At 42.9% G+C, this 19,338-nt stretch carries 18 protein-coding genes and 1 other RNA gene; 10 read left to right on the top strand and 9 right to left on the bottom strand.

Features of this window, described 5'->3' with window-relative positions:
• Window positions 1–64 precede the first annotated feature (64 nt).
• Entirely contained in the window at window positions 65–1,465 is a 1,401-nt protein-coding gene (locus PNC201_RS13860; RefSeq protein ID WP_010606061.1) for a PhoH family protein, read from the bottom strand.
• 158 nt (window positions 1,466–1,623) lie between these two features.
• Window positions 1,624–1,761 (bottom strand): hypothetical protein, encoded by a 138-nt coding sequence (locus tag PNC201_RS13865; RefSeq protein ID WP_227386905.1) that lies wholly within the window; start codon window positions 1,759–1,761, stop codon window positions 1,624–1,626.
• Here PNC201_RS13865 and rapA point away from each other — a divergent pair.
• The 4 genes from rapA (at window position 1,760) to PNC201_RS13885 (ending at window position 7,764) form a co-directional block, all read left to right on the top strand.
• The gene (gene rapA, locus PNC201_RS13870) at window positions 1,760–4,657 is read left to right on the top strand and encodes an RNA polymerase-associated protein RapA (RefSeq protein WP_102057393.1); all 2,898 of its coding nucleotides are present in this window, start codon (window positions 1,760–1,762) and stop codon (window positions 4,655–4,657) included. The genes PNC201_RS13865 and rapA overlap by 2 nt on opposite strands.
• A gap of 103 nt (window positions 4,658–4,760) precedes the next feature.
• Window positions 4,761–5,414, top strand: coding sequence for a bifunctional tRNA pseudouridine(32) synthase/23S rRNA pseudouridine(746) synthase RluA (rluA, locus tag PNC201_RS13875; RefSeq protein WP_199539662.1), 654 nt, complete (start codon window positions 4,761–4,763; stop codon window positions 5,412–5,414).
• 197 nt (window positions 5,415–5,611) lie between these two features.
• Window positions 5,612–5,794: non-coding RNA, 6S RNA (gene ssrS / locus PNC201_RS13880), on the top strand.
• 611 nt (window positions 5,795–6,405) lie between these two features.
• On the top strand, window positions 6,406–7,764 hold the full coding sequence (locus PNC201_RS13885; protein ID WP_102057395.1) for an L-cystine transporter: 1,359 nt from the start codon (window positions 6,406–6,408) through the stop codon (window positions 7,762–7,764).
• Between the two features lie 46 nt (window positions 7,765–7,810).
• Here the strand turns inward: PNC201_RS13885 and PNC201_RS13890 are convergent, their stop codons facing one another.
• Both PNC201_RS13890 and PNC201_RS13895 read right to left on the bottom strand, forming a co-directional pair.
• Window positions 7,811–8,260 (bottom strand): response regulator, encoded by a 450-nt coding sequence (locus PNC201_RS13890; RefSeq protein ID WP_010372351.1) that lies wholly within the window; start codon window positions 8,258–8,260, stop codon window positions 7,811–7,813.
• A 78-nt stretch (window positions 8,261–8,338) separates the two neighbouring features.
• Window positions 8,339–10,669, bottom strand: coding sequence for an ATP-binding protein (locus tag PNC201_RS13895; RefSeq protein ID WP_102057396.1), 2,331 nt, complete (start codon window positions 10,667–10,669; stop codon window positions 8,339–8,341).
• Between the two features lie 153 nt (window positions 10,670–10,822).
• On the opposite strand from PNC201_RS13895, the gene yacG reads away from it, so the two are divergent.
• Window positions 10,823–11,065: a DNA gyrase inhibitor YacG gene (gene yacG, locus PNC201_RS13900; RefSeq protein ID WP_029215840.1), complete on the top strand. Its 243-nt coding sequence runs from the start codon at window positions 10,823–10,825 to the stop codon at window positions 11,063–11,065.
• An 80-nt stretch (window positions 11,066–11,145) separates the two neighbouring features.
• Here yacG and PNC201_RS13905 read toward each other — a convergent pair whose 3' ends face one another.
• Together PNC201_RS13905 and PNC201_RS13910 are read right to left on the bottom strand one after the other, a co-directional pair.
• Entirely contained in the window at window positions 11,146–11,454 is a 309-nt protein-coding gene (locus tag PNC201_RS13905; RefSeq protein WP_010606054.1) for a helix-turn-helix domain-containing protein, read from the bottom strand.
• A 366-nt stretch (window positions 11,455–11,820) separates the two neighbouring features.
• Window positions 11,821–12,282 (bottom strand): Spy/CpxP family protein refolding chaperone, encoded by a 462-nt coding sequence (locus PNC201_RS13910; protein ID WP_102057397.1) that lies wholly within the window; start codon window positions 12,280–12,282, stop codon window positions 11,821–11,823.
• Between the two features lie 207 nt (window positions 12,283–12,489).
• On the opposite strand from PNC201_RS13910, the gene PNC201_RS13915 reads away from it, so the two are divergent.
• The 3 genes from PNC201_RS13915 to PNC201_RS13925 are packed head-to-tail and all read left to right on the top strand — an operon-like array spanning window position 12,490 to window position 15,506.
• The gene (locus PNC201_RS13915) at window positions 12,490–13,176 is read left to right on the top strand and encodes a response regulator (protein WP_102057398.1); all 687 of its coding nucleotides are present in this window, start codon (window positions 12,490–12,492) and stop codon (window positions 13,174–13,176) included.
• Between the two features lie 3 nt (window positions 13,177–13,179).
• The gene (locus PNC201_RS13920) at window positions 13,180–14,541 is read left to right on the top strand and encodes an ATP-binding protein (RefSeq protein WP_102057399.1); all 1,362 of its coding nucleotides are present in this window, start codon (window positions 13,180–13,182) and stop codon (window positions 14,539–14,541) included.
• A 2-nt stretch (window positions 14,542–14,543) separates the two neighbouring features.
• Window positions 14,544–15,506: an alpha/beta fold hydrolase gene (locus tag PNC201_RS13925; RefSeq protein WP_010606050.1), complete on the top strand. Its 963-nt coding sequence runs from the start codon at window positions 14,544–14,546 to the stop codon at window positions 15,504–15,506.
• Here the strand turns inward: PNC201_RS13925 and PNC201_RS13930 are convergent.
• Window positions 15,458–16,291 carry a cation diffusion facilitator family transporter gene (locus PNC201_RS13930; protein ID WP_010606049.1) on the bottom strand — a complete coding sequence of 278 codons (834 nt, stop codon included), beginning with the start codon at window positions 16,289–16,291 and terminating at the stop codon, window positions 15,458–15,460. The two genes, PNC201_RS13925 and PNC201_RS13930, sit on opposite strands and share 49 nt — an antisense overlap.
• Window positions 16,292–16,626: 335 nt before the next feature.
• On the opposite strand from PNC201_RS13930, the gene trmL reads away from it, so the two are divergent.
• Entirely contained in the window at window positions 16,627–17,091 is a 465-nt protein-coding gene (trmL, locus tag PNC201_RS13935) for a tRNA (uridine(34)/cytosine(34)/5-carboxymethylaminomethyluridine(34)-2'-O)-methyltransferase TrmL (RefSeq protein ID WP_010606048.1), read from the top strand.
• A 103-nt stretch (window positions 17,092–17,194) separates the two neighbouring features.
• Here the strand turns inward: trmL and PNC201_RS13940 are convergent, their stop codons facing one another.
• Window positions 17,195–17,788, bottom strand: coding sequence for a CBS domain-containing protein (locus PNC201_RS13940; RefSeq protein ID WP_010606047.1), 594 nt, complete (start codon window positions 17,786–17,788; stop codon window positions 17,195–17,197).
• Window positions 17,789–17,835: 47 nt separating this feature from the next.
• Window positions 17,836–18,111: a hypothetical protein gene (locus PNC201_RS13945; RefSeq protein ID WP_010606046.1), complete on the bottom strand. Its 276-nt coding sequence runs from the start codon at window positions 18,109–18,111 to the stop codon at window positions 17,836–17,838.
• Window positions 18,112–18,529: 418 nt separating this feature from the next.
• Between PNC201_RS13945 and cysZ the strand changes: the two genes are divergently transcribed.
• Window positions 18,530–19,255, top strand: coding sequence for a sulfate transporter CysZ (gene cysZ, locus PNC201_RS13955; RefSeq protein WP_010606045.1), 726 nt, complete (start codon window positions 18,530–18,532; stop codon window positions 19,253–19,255).
• Window positions 19,256–19,338: the final 83 nt, after the last annotated feature.

A 19,338-nucleotide genomic window follows, 5' to 3' on the forward strand; every position in this document is an offset into this window, starting at 1 on the left:
TGGCTCGTTCCCGTTTGCACACAGTGTTAGCAAAAGAGTAACGAGCCAGTCGGCTCAAGGCAAGTTATAAATTTTCTTCAGCAAAACTTGCCAAGCGGCTTCGTACTACACCGTTTAAGTTAATGGTAGCGCTACCTTCAAAGTCTTTAAAGCGCTCGACAATATAAGTTAATCCTGATGTCACTGGGGTGAGATAATTACTATCAATCTGGGCGAGGTTTCCCGTACAAATTAATTTGGTTCCCTCACCGCAGCGAGTGATGATGGTTTTTAACTGTGATGCCGTTAAGTTTTGGCTCTCATCTAAAATAACGACTGCATTTTGAATACTTCGGCCACGCATAAAGTTCACCGATTTGAACTGAATGTTCGCCTTTTCCATAATATAGTTTCGGCTAGTCACTGGGCTTTCATCGTGTTTGTGAAGCACTTCTAAGGTATCTGTGATTGCCGCAAGCCAAGGGGCCATTTTCTCTTCTTCCGTGCCTGGTAAAAAGCCAATACTTTCAGCTATTTCAGGCGTATTTCGCGTCACAATTACCTTGTCGTAAATTCCTTTTTCGATGATCATTTCAAGCGCACTGGCAAGCGCCAATAAGGTTTTTCCGCACCCCGCAGGTCCTGTTAATATCACCAGCTCAATGTCAGTATCAAGTAATGCATCCAGCGCCATACCTTGGTTGATATTCTTCGGTTTCACTCCCCATGCTTGACGGTGCATCAAACGTTCAACGCCTAAGTCTTTTAATCGAATGTGCTCAGAATCGTATCCCACAACCCGAGCTGCGAAGTGATTAGTATCATCTATCAGATACTCATTACAGAACACATCTGGTACGAGTGATTTTGGCACATCATGAACCGTGTATCGCCCTTCCTGCTGCGTTTGACACTCACCAACATTTTGCCAAAAATCGCCTTCAACCTTTTTAAAGCCACTGGTTAAAAGCGCAATGTCGTCAATCAGCTGATCGGTACGATAATCTTCAACATACTTGAGTCCAGCGCCTTTCGCTTTCAGTCTCATATTGATGTCTTTGGTAACCAGCACCACTTTTTTGTCGCTGTACTGAGTTTGCAAATGTACCGCACAATTAATAATGCGGTGATCATTTTCGTTGCCGGGTAACCCGGAGATGGAATCAGGAAACAAGTGATCGTTTACAATAATCAATTTACCTGAACAAGGCGTTCGGTGACTTTCTATCCTCAATGTTGGTAGCGCTACCCCCTCTAGCATTTGCTCTGGTGTTGCATCGCGAAGCACATCATCTAACCCACGAATGGCAACTCTTGCGTCTCGGCTCACGTCACTCTTTCGATCTTTAATGTGATCGAGTTCTTCAAGGACAGTCATGGGAATCACAACATCGTGTTCTTGGAAGGAAAGGTAAGCGAGTGGTTCATGGAGAAGTACGTTGGTGTCGAGCACGTACACTTTATGGTCTTTGTCTTGTTTTACCATAGCGCATTCCTGTTGTTTACAGATTATTATGCTATACCCAATACACAACACTGCGGTTAATTATGTTTTGGGTATAGTTCAAGTTTAGTCTATTTGTCGCAAAAGTCGCTTTTATGACAGTAGAAAATCCAACTTGCATATTCATAAAAAACAACTAGTTAGCGATTGCCATGCCAACTAAATAGAAAAGGCGTCAGTGCCTGATAAATAAAGGCTTGAGTCACTGTTGTGTATTGAACAAACCGACATGAATAGGTAACATAGCCGCCTTTTTTCTGCATAGACGAGATAACCATGAATTTTTCCTTAGGTCAGCGCTGGATCAGTGATACGGAATCAGATTTGGGATTAGGTACAATAGTGGCACTTGAGGGGCGTCAAGTGACTATTTTATTTCCCGCTAGCGGAGAAAGCCGTGTTTACTCAGTACAGGAAGCGCCTGTAACTCGAGTTGTATTCAACCCAGGCGATGTGATCCGCCATGTTGAAGAGTGGGAACTACGTGTTGACAGCGTGGAAGAGCAAGATGGACTATTTTGCTATCATGGTACTCGAGTTGATAATGAAGAAGAGACTTCATTCAAAGAGACCTTTCTTGATCACTTCCTCAAGTTCAATAAACCTCAAGATCGTCTATTTGCAGGCCAAATCGACCGTTTTGATCGCTACACACTGCGCTATCAAACTTGGCAACACCAGTTTGATAAAGAACAATCTCACCTTAAAGGATTGATAGGTCAGCGCGCTAGCCTTATTCCACACCAGCTCTATATTGCCGATGAAGTCGGTAAGCGCTTCGCACCTCGCGTACTTCTGTCTGATGAAGTAGGCCTAGGTAAAACCATTGAAGCAGGCATGATTTTACACCAGCAAATTCTCTCTGGTCGTGCCAACCGCGTGTTGATTGTGGTTCCAGAAAACTTACAACACCAATGGTTAGTTGAGATGCTACGCCGCTTTAACCTACACTTCTCTATTTTTGACGAAGAGCGTTGTAGCGAAGCTTATGCAGATGCACCGAATGTATTCGAAACAGAACAACTAGTACTGGTTAGCCTAGAGTTTATTACCAAAAAGCGCCGCTGGTTTGAACAAGCCACACTCGCTGATTGGGATCTACTGATTGTTGATGAAGCACACCATCTGACGGTCACAAAGGAAAAGCCAAGCACTGAATATCAACGTATTGCTGAGCTTTCTCAGGACATTCCTGGACTTATCTTGTTGACTGCAACACCTGACCAACTGGGTCACCGCAGTCACTTTGCGCGTTTACAGCTACTCGATCCAGACCGCTTCTACGACTACGACGTGTTCGTTGAAGAAGAAAGTCATTATAAAGAAGTCGCAGAAGCCGCAAACAACTTACTGCAAGACAAAAAGTTAGATGCAAAAGAAGAACAAACACTTTGTACACTGCTAAAAGAAACCGATATTTCTGAGCTACTAGCAAAGGCACAAAGTGGCGATAGCGACGCCAAAGCTGAAATCTTGTCTATGCTACTAGACCGTCATGGTACTGGCCGTATTCTATTTAGAAATAGCCGCAGTGGCATTGATGGCTACCCAAGTCGTTTGTTACATCAATACCCAGTACCTTTACCGAAGCAATACAAAACAGCAATGTCGGTAATGGGTAACATTGGTGGTATTCAAAGTCCTGAATTTAACGCGATGCGTGCTTTGTTCCCTGAAAAAATCTTCCAAGAGTTTGAAGGTGAAGGAAGCAGCTGGGCGCAGTTTGACCCGCGCGTCGAGTGGTTGATTGCTAAATTAAAAGAGTTAAAGCACGAAAAAGTACTGCTTATTTGTGCCAAAGCGGAAACCGCAATTAGCCTTGAACAAGTATTACGTGAGCGCGAAGCGATTAAAGCGGCGGTGTTCCACGAAGGCATGTCTATCATCGAGCGCGACCGCGCAGCAGCGTTTTTTGCTGATGAATATGATAGCGCGCAAGTATTGCTCTGCTCTGAAATTGGCTCTGAAGGTCGTAACTTCCAGTTCTCACATCATTTGGTGCTATTTGACCTACCGCTTAACCCTGATTTACTTGAGCAACGTATTGGTCGTCTTGACCGCATTGGTCAAAAGCACGACATTAATATTCACGTGCCTTACTTTGAAAGTACCGCACAAGAAGTATTACTACGTTGGTATCACGAGGGCTTAGATGCGTTTGAAACCACCAGCACCACGGGGCAAATGCTGTATAAGTCTTTCTCTGATGATTTGTTAGCGCTGATCGCTGAGCACAACTGTGACGAAGACGAATTAGATCCTCTATTGGAGCAAGCCGCAAAAGAAAATGCTCAGCTGCGCACAAAGATGGAGCAAGGTCGAGACCGCCTACTTGAGCTTCACTCAAGTGGTCAAGGTAAAACAGATAATATCGTTGCTGAACTTGAGGCACTTGATAACGACGTCATTTTGCCTGCGTTTATGATTAATGTGTTTGATACTTTTGGTGTTAACCAAGAAGACAAAGGCGAGAATACGATTATTCTCAAACCTACCGAGCACATGCTTAACCCTTCTTTCCCTTGTTTGAAAGACGATGGCATCACAGTGACTTTTGACCGTAACACCTCACTGTCACAAGAAGACGCGCATTTCATCAGCTGGGATCACCCCATGGTCAGCGGCGTAATGGATATGATCTGTAACGATGACTTTGGTTGTGCGTCAGTGGCACTGCTTAAAAACAACAAGCTACCTGTCGGTACTTTCTTTGTTGAAATGATCTTCGTTGCAGAAGCTTCTGCGCCTAAGTCTCTTCAAGTAGGTCGCTTTTTACCGCCAACACCAATTCGTGTTCTAATGGATAAAGGTGGCAATGACTTAGCCCAAAACGTGGCGTTTGATGCATTCAATCAACAGCTTTCTGCCGTTGGCAGACAAACCGGCAGCAAGCTAGTTAATGCGCTACAAAGCGCTATTCACCCGCTTATTACTCAAGCTGGCGATATTGCACAAACTCAACTTGAAAGTATTCAAGCCAACGCGATGGATAAAATGCAAAAGCAATTAGGTGATGAGCAAGGTCGTTTACAAGCACTTAAGGCTATCAATCCGAACATCCGTGATGAAGAAGTTCAAGTATTTGATAAACAAAGGGCTGAGCTGAGCACACACATTGAAAAAGCGCAGCTTAAGTTGGATGCGATTCGTTTAATTGTGGTTGCAAACCAGTAAACCTCCCACACCGAAAGAGAGCTGCGGCTCTCTTTCTCGCTACCGCTCACTTAGCAACTCATATATAATACCCGGCTTCGTTCTGTTCATGCTGAGGCAGCTGGTGTTACTAAATTACGCTCCCCCCCTTTCTCCCTATCTTGATATTTTGTACCAAGATGAAGATATGCTGGTGATCAACAAACCAAGCGGGTTACTCACCGTACCTGGTAAAGATCCAAAGCATTGGGACTGCGCTATCGCCAGAGTGAATTTTGTCTACCCTACGGCAAGAATTGTGCATCGCCTTGATATGGCAACATCCGGCGTGCTGTGCCTTGCTATGAATAAAGCAGCGCATCGCCATCTGAGCATTCAATTTCAAGACCGCTTAACCCGCAAACACTACATCGCCCGAGTTCATGGTAAATTACAACAGCAAACGGGTTCTGTTGATTTACCGCTGGTGTGTGATTGGCCTAACCGCCCAAAGCAAATGGTTTGTCATGAGACCGGTAAACCTTCGTTAACGCATTTTGAAGTCATGGAATATGAAGCACAGGCAACACGCGTTAAGCTAATCCCCATCACAGGACGTTCTCATCAACTCAGAGTACATATGCTTTCGCTTGGGCACGTTATCCTAGGTGATAGGCTATACGCTACGGGAGAGGCGTTAGCGGCGGCTTCACGTCTACAGTTGCATGCAGAGATGCTGCAAATTTCGCATCCAACAACTGCTGAGATGATGGCCTTTACCGCACCGGTTCCTTTCTAAGTAACCTGTTTACTCTGTTAGTTAGAAACGGTCCAGAAGCTGTGGCCTTCGAAAAATTAAGCAAATTTAGCGTTGCCAGCAAACGCTCAGATTAACGTTTGCTTAGTCACTAAACAAAGCGAGTAAAAAGCACGCGGTTAACACATAAATTGCATTACTATGGTTTCGTGATCGGCAGATGTTTTATATACTGTAATTGTTCCCTAGCTCGTAGGACAGCTGATTAAGTCCCTGAGCCGATAAATTTCGTTTAGGATAGCAGTTTGTTTACTATTGAGCATGCTCGGCATGTACCGAGAAGCCTACGGTAGGCTGTTGCTCTCCGCCTTGAACCTCAGGGTTCAAGGGCTGACATCGGCATCCGCGAAGCCGGGGAACAACCTTTCCCACTCTACGCTTGTCATTGCCTCAGAGCTAACTCGCTTTTACACCTACTCAATAAACCGTATAACCCAACTCCATACTATAAAAGCGGCCACACGGTTAACGTCGCAAAGCAAAAGAAATCGCGAAATAAACTCTAGAAAAGAGTCACGAGATAACTCTAGAAAAGAGTCGCGAGATAACTCTAGAAAAGAGTCGCGAGATAACTCTAGAAAAGAGTCGCGAGATAACTCTAGAAAAGAGTCGCGAGATAACTCTAGAAAAGAGTCGCGAGATAACTCTAGAAAAGAGTCGCGAGATAACTCTAGAAAAGAGTCGCGAGATAACTCTAGAAAAGAGTCGCGAGATAACTCTAGAAAAGAGTCGCGAGATAAACTCGCTGCTACGAAAGATTATTGTAAGCTAAGTGCATATCTCAGTGTTTTTAATTACTATGAGTTAGTACCAACTCACTACAAAACATCTTTATATGAAAGGAAAAACCATTAAAAACTTTCATTTTTATTGATAACCTTTTGTTCTATTCCATAGTCAAAGAATATTTTAGCCAAATCAACAAAACCTCTATAGTAGCGCGTTATTTTCATATATTTCGAAAGGTATTCTGATGTCTTTTGCTGTTATCGCCGCGTTTGCGGTTTTTATTGCCATACTTTTCGGTCTTTATCGCTTTCAACAGCGCTCCGAAACCCTGTCACGAACGGTATTACTAGGCTTAGTTGCGGGTAGCCTATTTGGACTCGCCTTACAATTTGTTTTCTCAGGTGATTTAACCACCAAACAGACCGTACTAGATTGGGTTGCGATTGTTGGTAGCGGCTATGTCAATCTTCTCAAAATGGTGATTATGCCATTGGTCTTAGTTTCTATGATTGCCGCGGTCGTAAAATTAGATAATCAAGGCTCTCTTGGAAAGATCTCGTTTGTCACCATCGCAATTTTAGTTTTTACCACGGCCATTGCAGCGCTCATTGGTATTTTTATCACTCAAGCATTTGGTTTAAGCGCACAAGGCTTAGTTGAAGGTGCACGCGAAACGGCCAGAATAGCGGTACTTGAAGAACGTGCAACAACCGTTGCCGATTTAACCATTCCACAAATGCTGCTTAGCTTTGTACCAACCAATCCGTTTGCTGACTTGACTGGCGAGCGCTCGACCTCGATTATCGCAGTGGTGATTTTTGGTGTGTTAACTGGTATTGCTGCTCGTAGAGCCATCATGGAAGAGTCAGATTTAAGTAGTCCAATAAAAAATGCAGTTGAAGGCGCACAGGCAGTTGTGTTGAGATTAGTACGTATGATCATCGCCCTTACACCTTATGGTGTAGCTGGTTTGATGGCCAAAGTGATCGCCACATCAAGCATGGCTGACATTATTAGCTTACTCGGTTTTATTATTGCCTCTTACGTTGCCATTTTACTGATGTTTGTGGTGCATGGCTTACTAGTTACTTTGGTTGGTGAAAACCCAAAGCATTTCTTCCAAAAAATTTGGCCTGTTTTAACTTTTGCTTTCACCTCTAGAAGCTCCGCGGCAACTATCCCATTGAATGTTGAAGCGCAGATCCACAAGCTTAATGTTCCCCCTGCGATTGCAAACCTTTCTGCATCGTTTGGTGCGACAATCGGACAAAATGGCTGCGCTGGCATTTATCCTGCAATGCTTGCTGTAATGGTTGCGCCGACTGTAGGAATTGACCCGTTCGCACTCGACTTTATTGTCTCATTAGTGGCTATGGTTGCAATTAGTTCGTTTGGTATTGCGGGTGTTGGAGGTGGTGCCACTTTCGCGGCGTTGGTGGTACTGCCTGCGATGGGACTACCAGTGACAATTGCAGCGCTGCTTATTTCTATTGAGCCACTAATTGATATGGCAAGAACGGCACTCAATGTATCGGGCTCAATGACCGCAGGTACAGTGACAAGTCGCTTGTTAAAGCAAAAGCATACCAACGAAGCTATTTAGTGCTATAACAGCTTAAGGGCCAGCTAGTTATTCTGGCCCTTCACTTCTAATCGATCACGAGCTTTGCAGTGCCAAGCCAAAAGGACAGCAAGGACTTCATTGAATCAACCAGCTCATGATATTGAGACGGTTTGGTCATATAAGAATTTGCCCCAAGCAAGTAACACTGTTTTATATCTAGCTCAGAATCCGATGTACTGAACATAATAACCGGAATATGCTTAAGGTTTGCAGCCCCGCGCATCTCAGCCAATACATCTTTACCGCTTTTTCGTGGCATATTTAAATCAAGAATAATAAGGCTAGGTAATAGCTCAGTGCTATTGAGTTTCTCAATCAACTCAACGCCATCACTTACGAATTGTAACTTAGCCTCCATCACGCCGTTGTCTTCAAATGCATCACGGATTAATTCTTGGTCGTCGAAATCATCATCCGCAACCAAGATATAGTTTACAGAGTGAAGCTGTTTAATTAAATCATGATGATGAACCATACACACTCTCCTTAAACTCGCATTAACCTCGAGTTTGTATGCTGATATCAGAACCGCATCAATGGTTCTACAGCTAAGTTAACTCTCTTGCGCTGAAATCGGCAAGCTAAAATAGAAAGTAGAGCCTTGCCCTACTTCCGTTTCGACCCATATGCGACCATGGTGTCTTTCGACGATTTTTTTACAAATAGCAAGTCCAAGTCCTGTACCGGCATATGCGCTACGACCATGTAATCTTTCAAAAAGATTGAAGATCTGCTCACTAAATTCAGGATCAAAACCAATCCCGTTATCCTTAACGGCAACGATCAGTTCATTTGCTTTACGTTCGCTGCTAATCGAGACCCGCGGCGTTCTTTCTGGCGCACTAAATTTAATCCCATTATTGATTAAGTTTAGCAGCACGCGTTGCAACTGCCTACGGTCTCCAAAAACATCACCAAGCCCTGTGGTATCCACTTGAGCGTTTGACTCTTTAATCACTAACTCAAGATCCAGTAAGGTTTCAGCCAACGCATTATCGCCATCAAATGATTTAAATGACTCACCTTTACGGTCAATCCGTGAAAAACTTAGTAGCCCTTTGATCAACTTTTGCATTCGCTCCGCAGAATCCATCATACGCTTAAGGTAGGACGCATGTCTTTCATTTAGTCCCTCTGCAGAGCATTGGATCCGATCACCGAACATTTGGATTTTTCTAAGCGGCTCTTGTAGATCATGGGATGCTAAAAAGGCAAAACGCTCCAGCTCTTGATTCGACTCATGTGCTTTTTCAAGTGCTATCGTCAGTAATTGCTCAGCAGTACGACGCGAAGTGATCTCATTTTCCAACGCTTCGGTACGCTTAGTAACTTTTTGCTCTAGAATTGCATTGAGCTTTTTATATCGCTCTGATTTAGCCAACACATAATTAACCAACGTATTACGAAATTTCAATGCACAACTTACTTCAGCTTCCGTCCAAGGGTGAGATTTGCACTTAACATTCTCGACCCACAACTTAAACGAACTACGCGGCATTAAACGGTGGCTACCATCATCCAAAAACTCAATGGATTTTTCAGGCTTCCCTCCCCAGTTTTTGGTTTGAATAACTTCCTTTCTAAACCACATAATAAAGTGATTAGCATCCGCAGAAAGTGGCATCAATAGCACGCCACTCGCGGTTTTAGCAAAGACTTTAAATGTTTCGTTAAGTTCACCTAAGCTATGACAATAAAAAATGGAGTCATCACCAAGTTGATGCTCCGCAAGCCAGCGGTAGATACTCTCAATATCCGCCTTCGCAGGAGTTTGCCCGTAGCACTCCAAATCACTTTCAACACGCCACGCAACACCGCTGGATTTCATCATTTCTTGCAATGCCGCGGATTCATAGCGCAAGCCATCTACAAAAAAGATCTCTTTTGCCATACGCTCAGTAACAGACGAGCTCAATGTCAGGGCTTTGGCTTCTGCCATTGCTTCTAAAGACGAGATTTTAAGAGAAATTAAGTAAGATAGCATCAGCCCCATATACTGAGCGACTTCACGGATGTTAAATGGCACTACGTGCTTTTCGTAGTGGTGGCAAGCAATCAGCCCCCAAAGCTTACCAGCAACGATAATGCTGATAGACATGGTTGCCTGAACGCCCATATTACGTAAATATTGGCAGTGAATTGGCGAAACACTACGTAAAATACAGGCACTTAAGTCAATTGGCTTATCTTGCGGATAAAGCAGTGAATTTTCACTGTCAACATCAGCAAGCAAACGAATAGGGTTTCTTAAATATAGCGCTCTTGCTTGCTTTGGAATGTCAGACTCAGGAAAATGTTGGTTTAAAAAGGAATTAAGATCATTACGCTTCGATTCTGCGACCACCTCACCATTATACTCGTGATCAAATTTATACAGCATCACCCTGTCAAATTGCGTTAACTCTCTAATTTCTTCCACAGCCATCTCGAACGAGGCTTGTAAAGATTGAGAGTCAACCATACTAGACAGTGAGTGCTTCATAAGGTGTTGCATTGAATGATTGATTTCAACGCCTTGCGCCGTGTTTTGCTCAAGCTCTAAAATGAGACCAGCTTCGTTTTGACTTGCAACTACAGAAAGTTCAACCCACTTTGCATCCTTGGTTTTTATGGTGGCCGTCATCGGATTCAAACGATGGATTTCAGAGGAGTTAGCATTACTGGCTAACAACTCAAAAAAAGGAGACTCAAAAATCGTTTCAGCATGAGTATTGACTAAAGCGCTAGGCTCAAGCCCTACAAGTTCGGCAAAATTTTCGCTAAAGTAGCGTAGTGTTAATGTGTTGGTGTCGAATAGCAATAAATAGCCATGCGGCTGAATTGAACCTGGAATATGAATTGGCTCTTTATGACAATTGTCTAGTGTTGCTTCGAACTTCTCCACCTTTTATACATCCTCTCCTTTTACCTAGCTTTACCATCCTATCACGGATCCCCACCTAGCATGCAAGCTGTTCAGAGTAGATATGCGTTCAGTTCACAAAGCGATAAAATGCGATTAGACTTACACAATCACGAAGTAAAAAGTAAGTGTATTATGACAACCACAGTAAAGTGTCCAACCTGCCAACAGGCTGTTGAATGGTCGGATAAAAGTCCATTTCGTCCGTTCTGCTCAAAACGCTGTCAATTAATTGATTTAGGTGATTGGTCTGACGAATCAAATACGATTTCTACACCGATGAAAAGTGGTGAACTTACGCCTCAAGATGCGGAAAGTTTGATTGAAGATATAGAAGCGATGCTGGCAAAAAACAACGAAAACTTTTTTAAAGAATAAATCTATAGGCCGAGTATCTCGGCCTTTACTCACTCATAACTACTTGCTTAGAAAAGCAAAAACCAAGCACAGTAAAATCACTAGTCACCTTGTTCTACTTGCTCTTCTTCCGTCTTTGACTCTGAACTTCTCACTTCATTTTGGTAAGTTTTAGCAATATGCCCTGCTCCTTCCAAAATATCACTTAATTGGATCCGACAAATTTCCGACAATTTAATTAAGGTACCTAAGCGAAATGAGCTTGTTCCGTTAAGATAGTCGTCTAGTGTGGTGAGACCTATTCCGAGCTTCTGGCTAATGGTTTTTTTAGTATAGCCTTTACGCTTTTTGAGTTCTTTTAGCAGTTCTCGGATCCTAAGTGTCACCTCGTATTCTTCAGGTGTCTGCATGTCTCCCTCAGTGATACCTAGTAACAAACAGCCAACAACAAAGAATACCCTTAGTTACTCAGAAGAAAGCAAAAGTTATTGGAAAGTTTGTGCGCGTAAATTAAGAATTTTTCAATTCGACACTATTTCAAAGAGTTGTCCGCAGACTTGCTAGATGTACTCTTAATCGAAAAATATCACAACGCAAACATGTTATCAACATGTAACTTAAACCAGTACAAACCGTTGTAATATTTTATACACTGATTCCAAGGGGTCAGTTCTCTACATCAATCTGGAATACAAGCTCTCATTTTATAGGAAGGTGACAAAGGCTTGAAAATGATAAGGTCCTTACTGGGAAGGTAAGGACTAAGTTAGAAAGACTTAATTTGCTTTTTTATGGCCTTTGTGGCTACGACGTGACTTAAGTGCTTGGAGCTTATCGCGCTGCTCTTCATTCAATACATGGAATACTTTGTGACGAGTTTCCATTGAAAGTAGCGCCCACGCTTGCTTTTTATCTTGGCCTTTTTCCAGTAAAAGTTGCGCTTGAACCTTATCAAAGGCTGGGGCTGCCATAAGTGCTTTCATTTCTTCACGATAAGTTGAATGTGCTTCTTTCCCGCTTTCTTTTAACGCTTTTTTTGCAGTTTTGTAATCCGCATAAATCGTCTTTAGTTGGTCTTGCTGCGCTTCTGTTAGCTCTAATAACTTCTGGCCTTTATCAGATAGTAGCAACCTTGCTGAGTGCTCAAGCTGCCCGCCCATAGGTCCCGCGTTTGCAGTGAAGCTAAAAGTCGATACACCAAGTGCTGTAACTAATGCTAAAGTAGATAGTAATTTCATGGTATTGGCTCCTTGTTCGCCATTGCTTTGTCACTTCCAAATTTAGCAAGCACAAAGAAAAGGAACGTCAGACAGAGGTAAAGTTTTGTCAGTGCTTTGCAAAAAAAAGCAAAGGCAATTTACATAAGGCGTTGAAGTAAGGTGTAATATGCTAGAGCCGAACTATTCAGGCCAACGCCAATCAACAATGCTGGACTAAGTATGACAATGAAACATTCCATTTTACTTATTGATGACGACCAAGAACTTTGCAGCCTGTTAAAAGAATACTTTACTGCAGAAGGCTTTGAAGTGGCGATGGCCCACACAGGAACAGAAGGTCTACAGCTGGCATTAAAGCAAAATTTCGACCTGATATTGTTAGACGTAATGCTTCCCGAAATGGATGGTTTTGAAGTACTAAAGGCGTTACGTGTCCAGAAGATGACACCTGTTATTATGCTAACGGCAAAAGGCGATGACTTTGACCGCATCTTTGGTTTGGAGCTAGGTGCTGACGATTATATTCCAAAACCGTTTAACCACCGCGAACTACTCGCACGCGTTAAAGCTATTACCCGTCGCGTCGATCATTATAAACAACACAGCCCGGATGATACCTTTACTATCCACCAGCTGCGTTTAGATGTTGCTTCGAGAAGCGCTACTGTTAATGGCGAGGTGCTGTCGCTGACGGGCACCGAATACGAGGTACTACACTTGCTGGTCAGAACTGCAGGAGAAGTGGTCGACAAGCAGACAATTTCACGACAAGTATTAGGCCGGCCACTCGTGCCTTATGATCGCTCTATCGATATGCATGTCTCTAACGTTCGCAAGAAAATTGCCGCATTAAGTGAACACACTTATATCAAAACGATCCGCGGCGCTGGCTATATTTTTCTAAAGGCGTAATGAATGAAGCGGTACTTACTTGTTAAGGTTTTTGCCTGGTTTTGGCTCACTATCATTGCCACTATGTTGTTGTTGCTTGGGATCAGCATGTTACAACCTGATGTTGTAGAAACTCACCGCATCTCAAAACCCATGCTGCAAAATCTAAAACAATTAGAACAAGCGTTAATACGCGCAAGCGAGCGCCCCAACTTTGAGTTGAATAAGGTCGCCAAACTGCGTAAAAGAAAGGCTCGAAATATCTACTTGAGCCACCGCGATGCCGAAAAAAGCGTTGCCGCCGATCCCAATATAAAAACGCTGAATTTAGATTTACTCAGCTTTACCGAAGATGCCAAACCGGTCGCTATTTTTACCCCAGAGTACAAGGCTTTTGGCCCCCTAGAACTTACACTTCAAGGTGAAAGTTATCGTCTTTATTTAATTTTTGAAAACCATACCCCAAGTGCACTCATCAAATTAAGAACCCTACCGCTTTGGGTAAAAATCGCGGTCGTGCTAGGCGCAAGCTTATTACTGTGTTTTTGGTTTACTCGAGATCTATTGTCGCCAATTAAAGAGCTACAAAAAGCCGCTGCAAAACTTTCCCGTGGAGAATTGTCGAGCAGAGCCGATATAAATACCAAGCGCCAAGACGAGCTCGGTCAACTGGGTCATGATTTTAACTTAATGGCTGATAAATTAGAGTCTTTAGTTAACAATCAAAAACGCTTGCTTGCTGATATATCCCATGAACTACGCTCACCGCTCACCCGCTTACAAATGGCCACAGGCCTCGCTGCAGGCCATGCCACAGCGCAAAGCCAAAGTTATATCGAGCGCATTGAACGTGAAGCTCAGTTAGTTGAAAATATGCTCAGCGATATTTTGCATTTATCTAAGCTCGAAGCGGATCAAGTGCCAATCGATAAGCAGATAATTAAGTTCAATGAGCTGCTCGACCCGATATTGGAAGATGCACTGTTTGAGGCACAACAATTAGGGAAGGACCTTGTCGTCACAGCACTACCCGAGGCAACACTTTATGGCGACCCAATGCTACTTAACCGCGCATTCGAAAACATTATTCGTAACGCAATTAAGTATGCGACTAGCCTTATTAATGTCGATATTGAGAGTGACGGTAATCAGTTGCTATGCACTATCAGTGATGATGGTAAAGGCGTAAGTGAAGACATGCTCGACAAGCTTTGCATTCCATTTTTCAGAGTGTCGAGCGCACGTACGCCAAGCAAAAATCAAATGGGCGGGTTTGGGCTGGGTCTTGCCATTGCGCAGCACGCGTTAAAAGTACATGATGCCCATATCGAATTTAGTAATAATGTTGGTTTGCAAGTCAGCATTCGAATTCCATTACACAGGTAGCCATGTTTTATAGCCAAAGTCAGCAACTTGAATCACACCTTCCGGAAATTGATGAGCACTGGCAAGGCTGCCAAAAAGGCTTTTTTGATACCCCTCATGGTAGGCTATTTTACGCCTACCACATTCCAGAAAGGGCAACGTTCAGCCTGGTGTTGGTTAATGGCCGTATTGAGTCTGCTCATAAATACAGAGAATTGCTGTGGGAGTTTGCGCAAAACAACATAGCGGTATTTACCTATGACCATCCAGGACAAGGCTACTCGCCGCGATTACTTAAAGATAAGCAAATCGGCTATGTTAGACGCTTTGAAGATTATGCTGCAACGCTGCACTGCTTTATGGATCAAATCGTTGCCAAGCAGAACACCTTGCCACTTTTTATATTGGCACATTCAATGGGCGGTGCCATTACCTGCGATTATTTAACATTATTTGCGCCTCATAACATAGAGGGAGTCTATTTATCAGCCCCGATGCTTGGGATCAATACGACTCCCTACCCGACTTGGTTTGCCGAGGGACTTGCGGGCGCAGCTTGTTTATTTGGGCTAGGTAAGCATTATGCGTTGGGACAGGTGCACTACCACAACAAACCTTTTCAAGATAATGACCTTACTGATTGTCCAATTAGATATGCGCTATTTAGAGGTTTGTACGATCAATTTCCCGAGCTACAACTCGGTGGTGTTAGCTTTGCTTGGTTATACACGGCTCTACATAAATGCCGCTCGTTTCAAGATATTAAGCTAGCTCTGCCAATCCGTATCGCGACAGCCAGTGAAGACAGCATTGTTGATAATCAGGCGCAAAGTCAATTTGCCGCGCACAGGGATAATGTGACAGTTACAGAGTTTATCGGGAAACATGAACTACTTTGCGAGCAAGATAATACCCGCAAAGCCGTGTTAGATGATTTTTATGCGTTTACAGACGAGCTACTTAGTGCTAAAGAAACTGGGTCTTGATGGATAAGCACGTCCATCTCACAATCAAACTCTTCTTTAATGCTAGCAACTACCTCATCCGCAACCTGATGCGCTCGCATCAGCGGCATATCGTCATCAAGCTCTAGATGCAGTTGAATAAACTTGATTTTGCCACCTTGCCTGGTACGCAAATCATGTACTCCATAAACGTCCTCATGACTCGACGCGATAAGTATGATCTGTGCTTTTTCTTCGTCTGGCAGCTCTTTATCCATTAAGTGTGCAGCACTTTCCTTGGCAATATCCCAACTGTTGTAAAGTAAATACACCGCCACCAAAATACCAAAAATCGGATCGGCGTAACCTACGCCGTAAAAGTTAAGCAATACCGCTAGGAGCACCGCAAGGTTTAATAAAATATCGCCCTTATAATGCAACGAGTCGGCCTTAATGGCGATGGACTGCGTGCGTTTAACGACTTGATACTGCACCGCAACCACCAACAAAGTACAAACTATCGCAAATAAACTCACCCACACACCAAACAACGAATGTGGAATTTGGGTTGGATTGATAATGCGCTCTACGCCATGAAAAGCCAATAAACTCGCAGAGCCCGCGATAAAGGCCGCTTGTCCAAGCCCGGCTAATGCTTCTGCCTTTCCATGACCAAATCGATGATCATCGTCCGCAGGACGCAGTGCGTAGCTCAGTACAAAGAAATTCATTAAAGAGGCGCTAATATCAAGCAGTGAATCAGTTAAAGAACCGAGCATAGCGGCACTACCTGAAGACAGCCAAGCCCAACACTTAGCTGCGATCATCAATCCCACCATTATGATGGTAAAGACACTTGAAAACCTAACCCAAAACTCATAGCTGCGATCCACTGGCACCTCATTTCTTCATATTATTTAATCTGACGTTTGGCTAACTGAAATGATTAGTCGTCAAACCACTCGCAAAATGCCACGGCATCGCGATGCTACTATATTACAGGGTAATGCTTTGAAATGAAAAACAGATTACGGTTGTATAGTTTTTATCAACAGTCGTACTTTAAAAACTGGGTAATGGATTTCGCTCTATCAAGCGCAGCACATATAAATGTCGACAAGTATCAGCTATACTGCCGGGCAAAATTTAATTGAGGCCTATCATGTTAGATATCGTTTTATACCAACCCGAGATCCCGCCTAATACAGGCAATATTATTCGTTTGTGTGCTAATACAGGATATTCACTACACCTGATAGAGCCGCTAGGATTTGAATGGGATGATAAACGGGTAAGACGTGCAGGCCTTGATTATCATGAATTTAGCGAAGTAGAGCGCCACCCTAACTTTGAAGCATACTTAGCCAAACGAAATCCAAAGCGAGTATTTGCTTGCACGACAAAAGGTAGCAAATACCATCATGAAGTAGCCTATGAAGCAGGTGACTGCCTATTGTTTGGCCCTGAAACTCGAGGTTTGCCAGAAGACATTATTTTTTCACTGCCTGAGCCTCAGCGAGTCCGCATTCCAATGCGCCCCGATAGTCGCAGTATGAACCTATCTAATGCTGTTTCCGTTTTTGTCTATGAGTCTTGGCGACAACTCGGGTTTGCTGGCGCAAAGTAAAAATAGCGCCTAGCCTCTGCTGCATAGGAGCAAACTTGAGGCACAAAAAAGGCGCCTTACGACGCCTTGCTAACTTTAATTTACATTAACTATAGGGATTCTTTTAAATTTCTGCGTGGTGCAAAATCGTACCAACAATATCACTGAATTTATTTGCTGGTTTCATTGAGTTTACTGCACGTCCACAGGCTTTCATCATATCGATTAGGTCAAAATAACCGACTGGATGCTGAGTCACTTCATCAATAACAAGTAAAAACTCGAAGCCACCTTCTTCCATTGTTTTAAGCACATTGCCAACCACAGTTTGGCTAGTTTGTTTTAAGGTGATTTGACGAAGATCTGATAGTGGGATCATGACATCATTGACGTTTAAATCACGTCTTGTACAACCGCGTCTTTCTGCAATACTCAACACGTAGCGACTGCCAATTCTTGCATTAGAGATCATACCAACAAGCTTTTCTTTGCTATCAACGACAAAGCTTGCTCTGCGGTGCGTTTTGTCCAGCACTAACGTAGCTTCATCTATGCTACTGTTTTCATCAATATGCTGCATAGGTGCCAAATGTAGATTGTGCATTAGGCAATGTGCTGGCGCTTGCTCTAGGTTGTCAGTGTTACAAGCTGGGAAGTTATTTTCAGCAAGTTCATAATTTGCAACAGGTTGAGTTTTCAATACTGTGTAAGTGTTCATAGATCACCTCTATCTTTAAAATTAATTAAGCACGGAAAAGGACTAAATTAATTTGCGACAGGTGGTGCTCTAATAGACTCACATACTGAGTTTGAATAAGAATAGGTGGGTTGCGATTGCGCTATGATAAAGCTACTAGCAACCACGAAACGATGGGTTGTTGATACAACGCAATCATCTAAATCAGGGCTGGAGTTCGAATTGTCTAGGTCAACAACGATAGGCGCGATTGAAAGCGTGGTATCACATTTAGCAGCATCGGCCGTTGACACTGTCAACAGACTCAACATACAAAATGTAATCATCCAACGAATTAACCGCATAGTATTCTCACTTCTACTGCCTTACTTTGAGTGTATGGGCAGTTTCTTGCGTTTACAAGTATTATTTCTAATCTATTTACTAAGCTTCTAAATATACTGAGGTTAATTTTCATACGCACACTCAGGCACTATGTGGGCTGAGATGAATTGTTACTAATCTCCTATTTGTAGCCCGCTGTTTAGCGTTATACTAACGCCAACATTTTTGGTATGTGCCTTAAATCAAAAGAATTAAATCATACCAATTTGCTTAATTAAGTGAGCTATTTTGGGGCGAGAAAACCTTGTCGATAACCAGGCGAAAACTTTACTATTTAGTTGTTCTAAATGAGAAATTTTTAACGCAGTTAGCGTCAGATTTGCTCCTTCAAATTGAGCCAGTATTAAGACTAATTGGTATTACAACACGAGGTGTACAGTGCAACTATCACGCGGTATCGAGTACTTTATTGCCGGTTTTTCTTTAATCACCCAAAAAGGATTAAAACGTTTTGTATTTATTCCTTTAACAATCAATGTACTGCTATTTGGTGCATCACTCTTTTTTCTTTATGACTGGCTGACTCAAGGATTTACTTATCTCAACGGATTGTTACCAGATTGGCTCAGTTGGCTGGAATGGCTAATGTGGCCAATTGCTATCTTAGTGATACTTTTCAGTTATAGTATGATTTTCACGGTGATAACCAACTTTATTGCTGCGCCTTTCAATGGCTTACTCTCCGAAAAAGTAGAACTTTACCTGACCAACCAACATATCAATGATGATAAGTTAATTGATACCATAAAAGATGTGCCGCGAATGTTGGGTCGAGAATGGACCAAACTCTGCTACTACCTTCCACGTGCACTCGGCTTTTTCATCTTACTTTGGATGCTGCCTATCGTTGGGCAAATTTTATGGATTATGTTTACGTGTTGGATGTACAGCGTGCAATATAATGATTATCCGTTTGATAACCATAAAATTCATTTCAAGCAAATGAAAGATGATTTGAAAAGTAAACAAGGGCTGTCTTATGGCTTTGGCTTTGCGGTGTTTGTATTGACCTCAATCCCATTTGTTAACCTCATCGTGATGCCTGTTGCCGTTTGTGGCGCCACTAAGTTGTGGGTAGAGAACTATCGTCAGCAATATCGTTAAACAAATTGAGGTATGACATCGGACTGTAAAAATTCCATGATTTACTTACGCCTTTTACGCTTTGTTAGAATGAGGCAGGTATG

Origin of the sequence: Pseudoalteromonas sp. NC201 (genome assembly GCF_002850255.1) — a bacterium.
Lineage (GTDB): Bacteria > Pseudomonadota > Gammaproteobacteria > Enterobacterales > Alteromonadaceae > Pseudoalteromonas.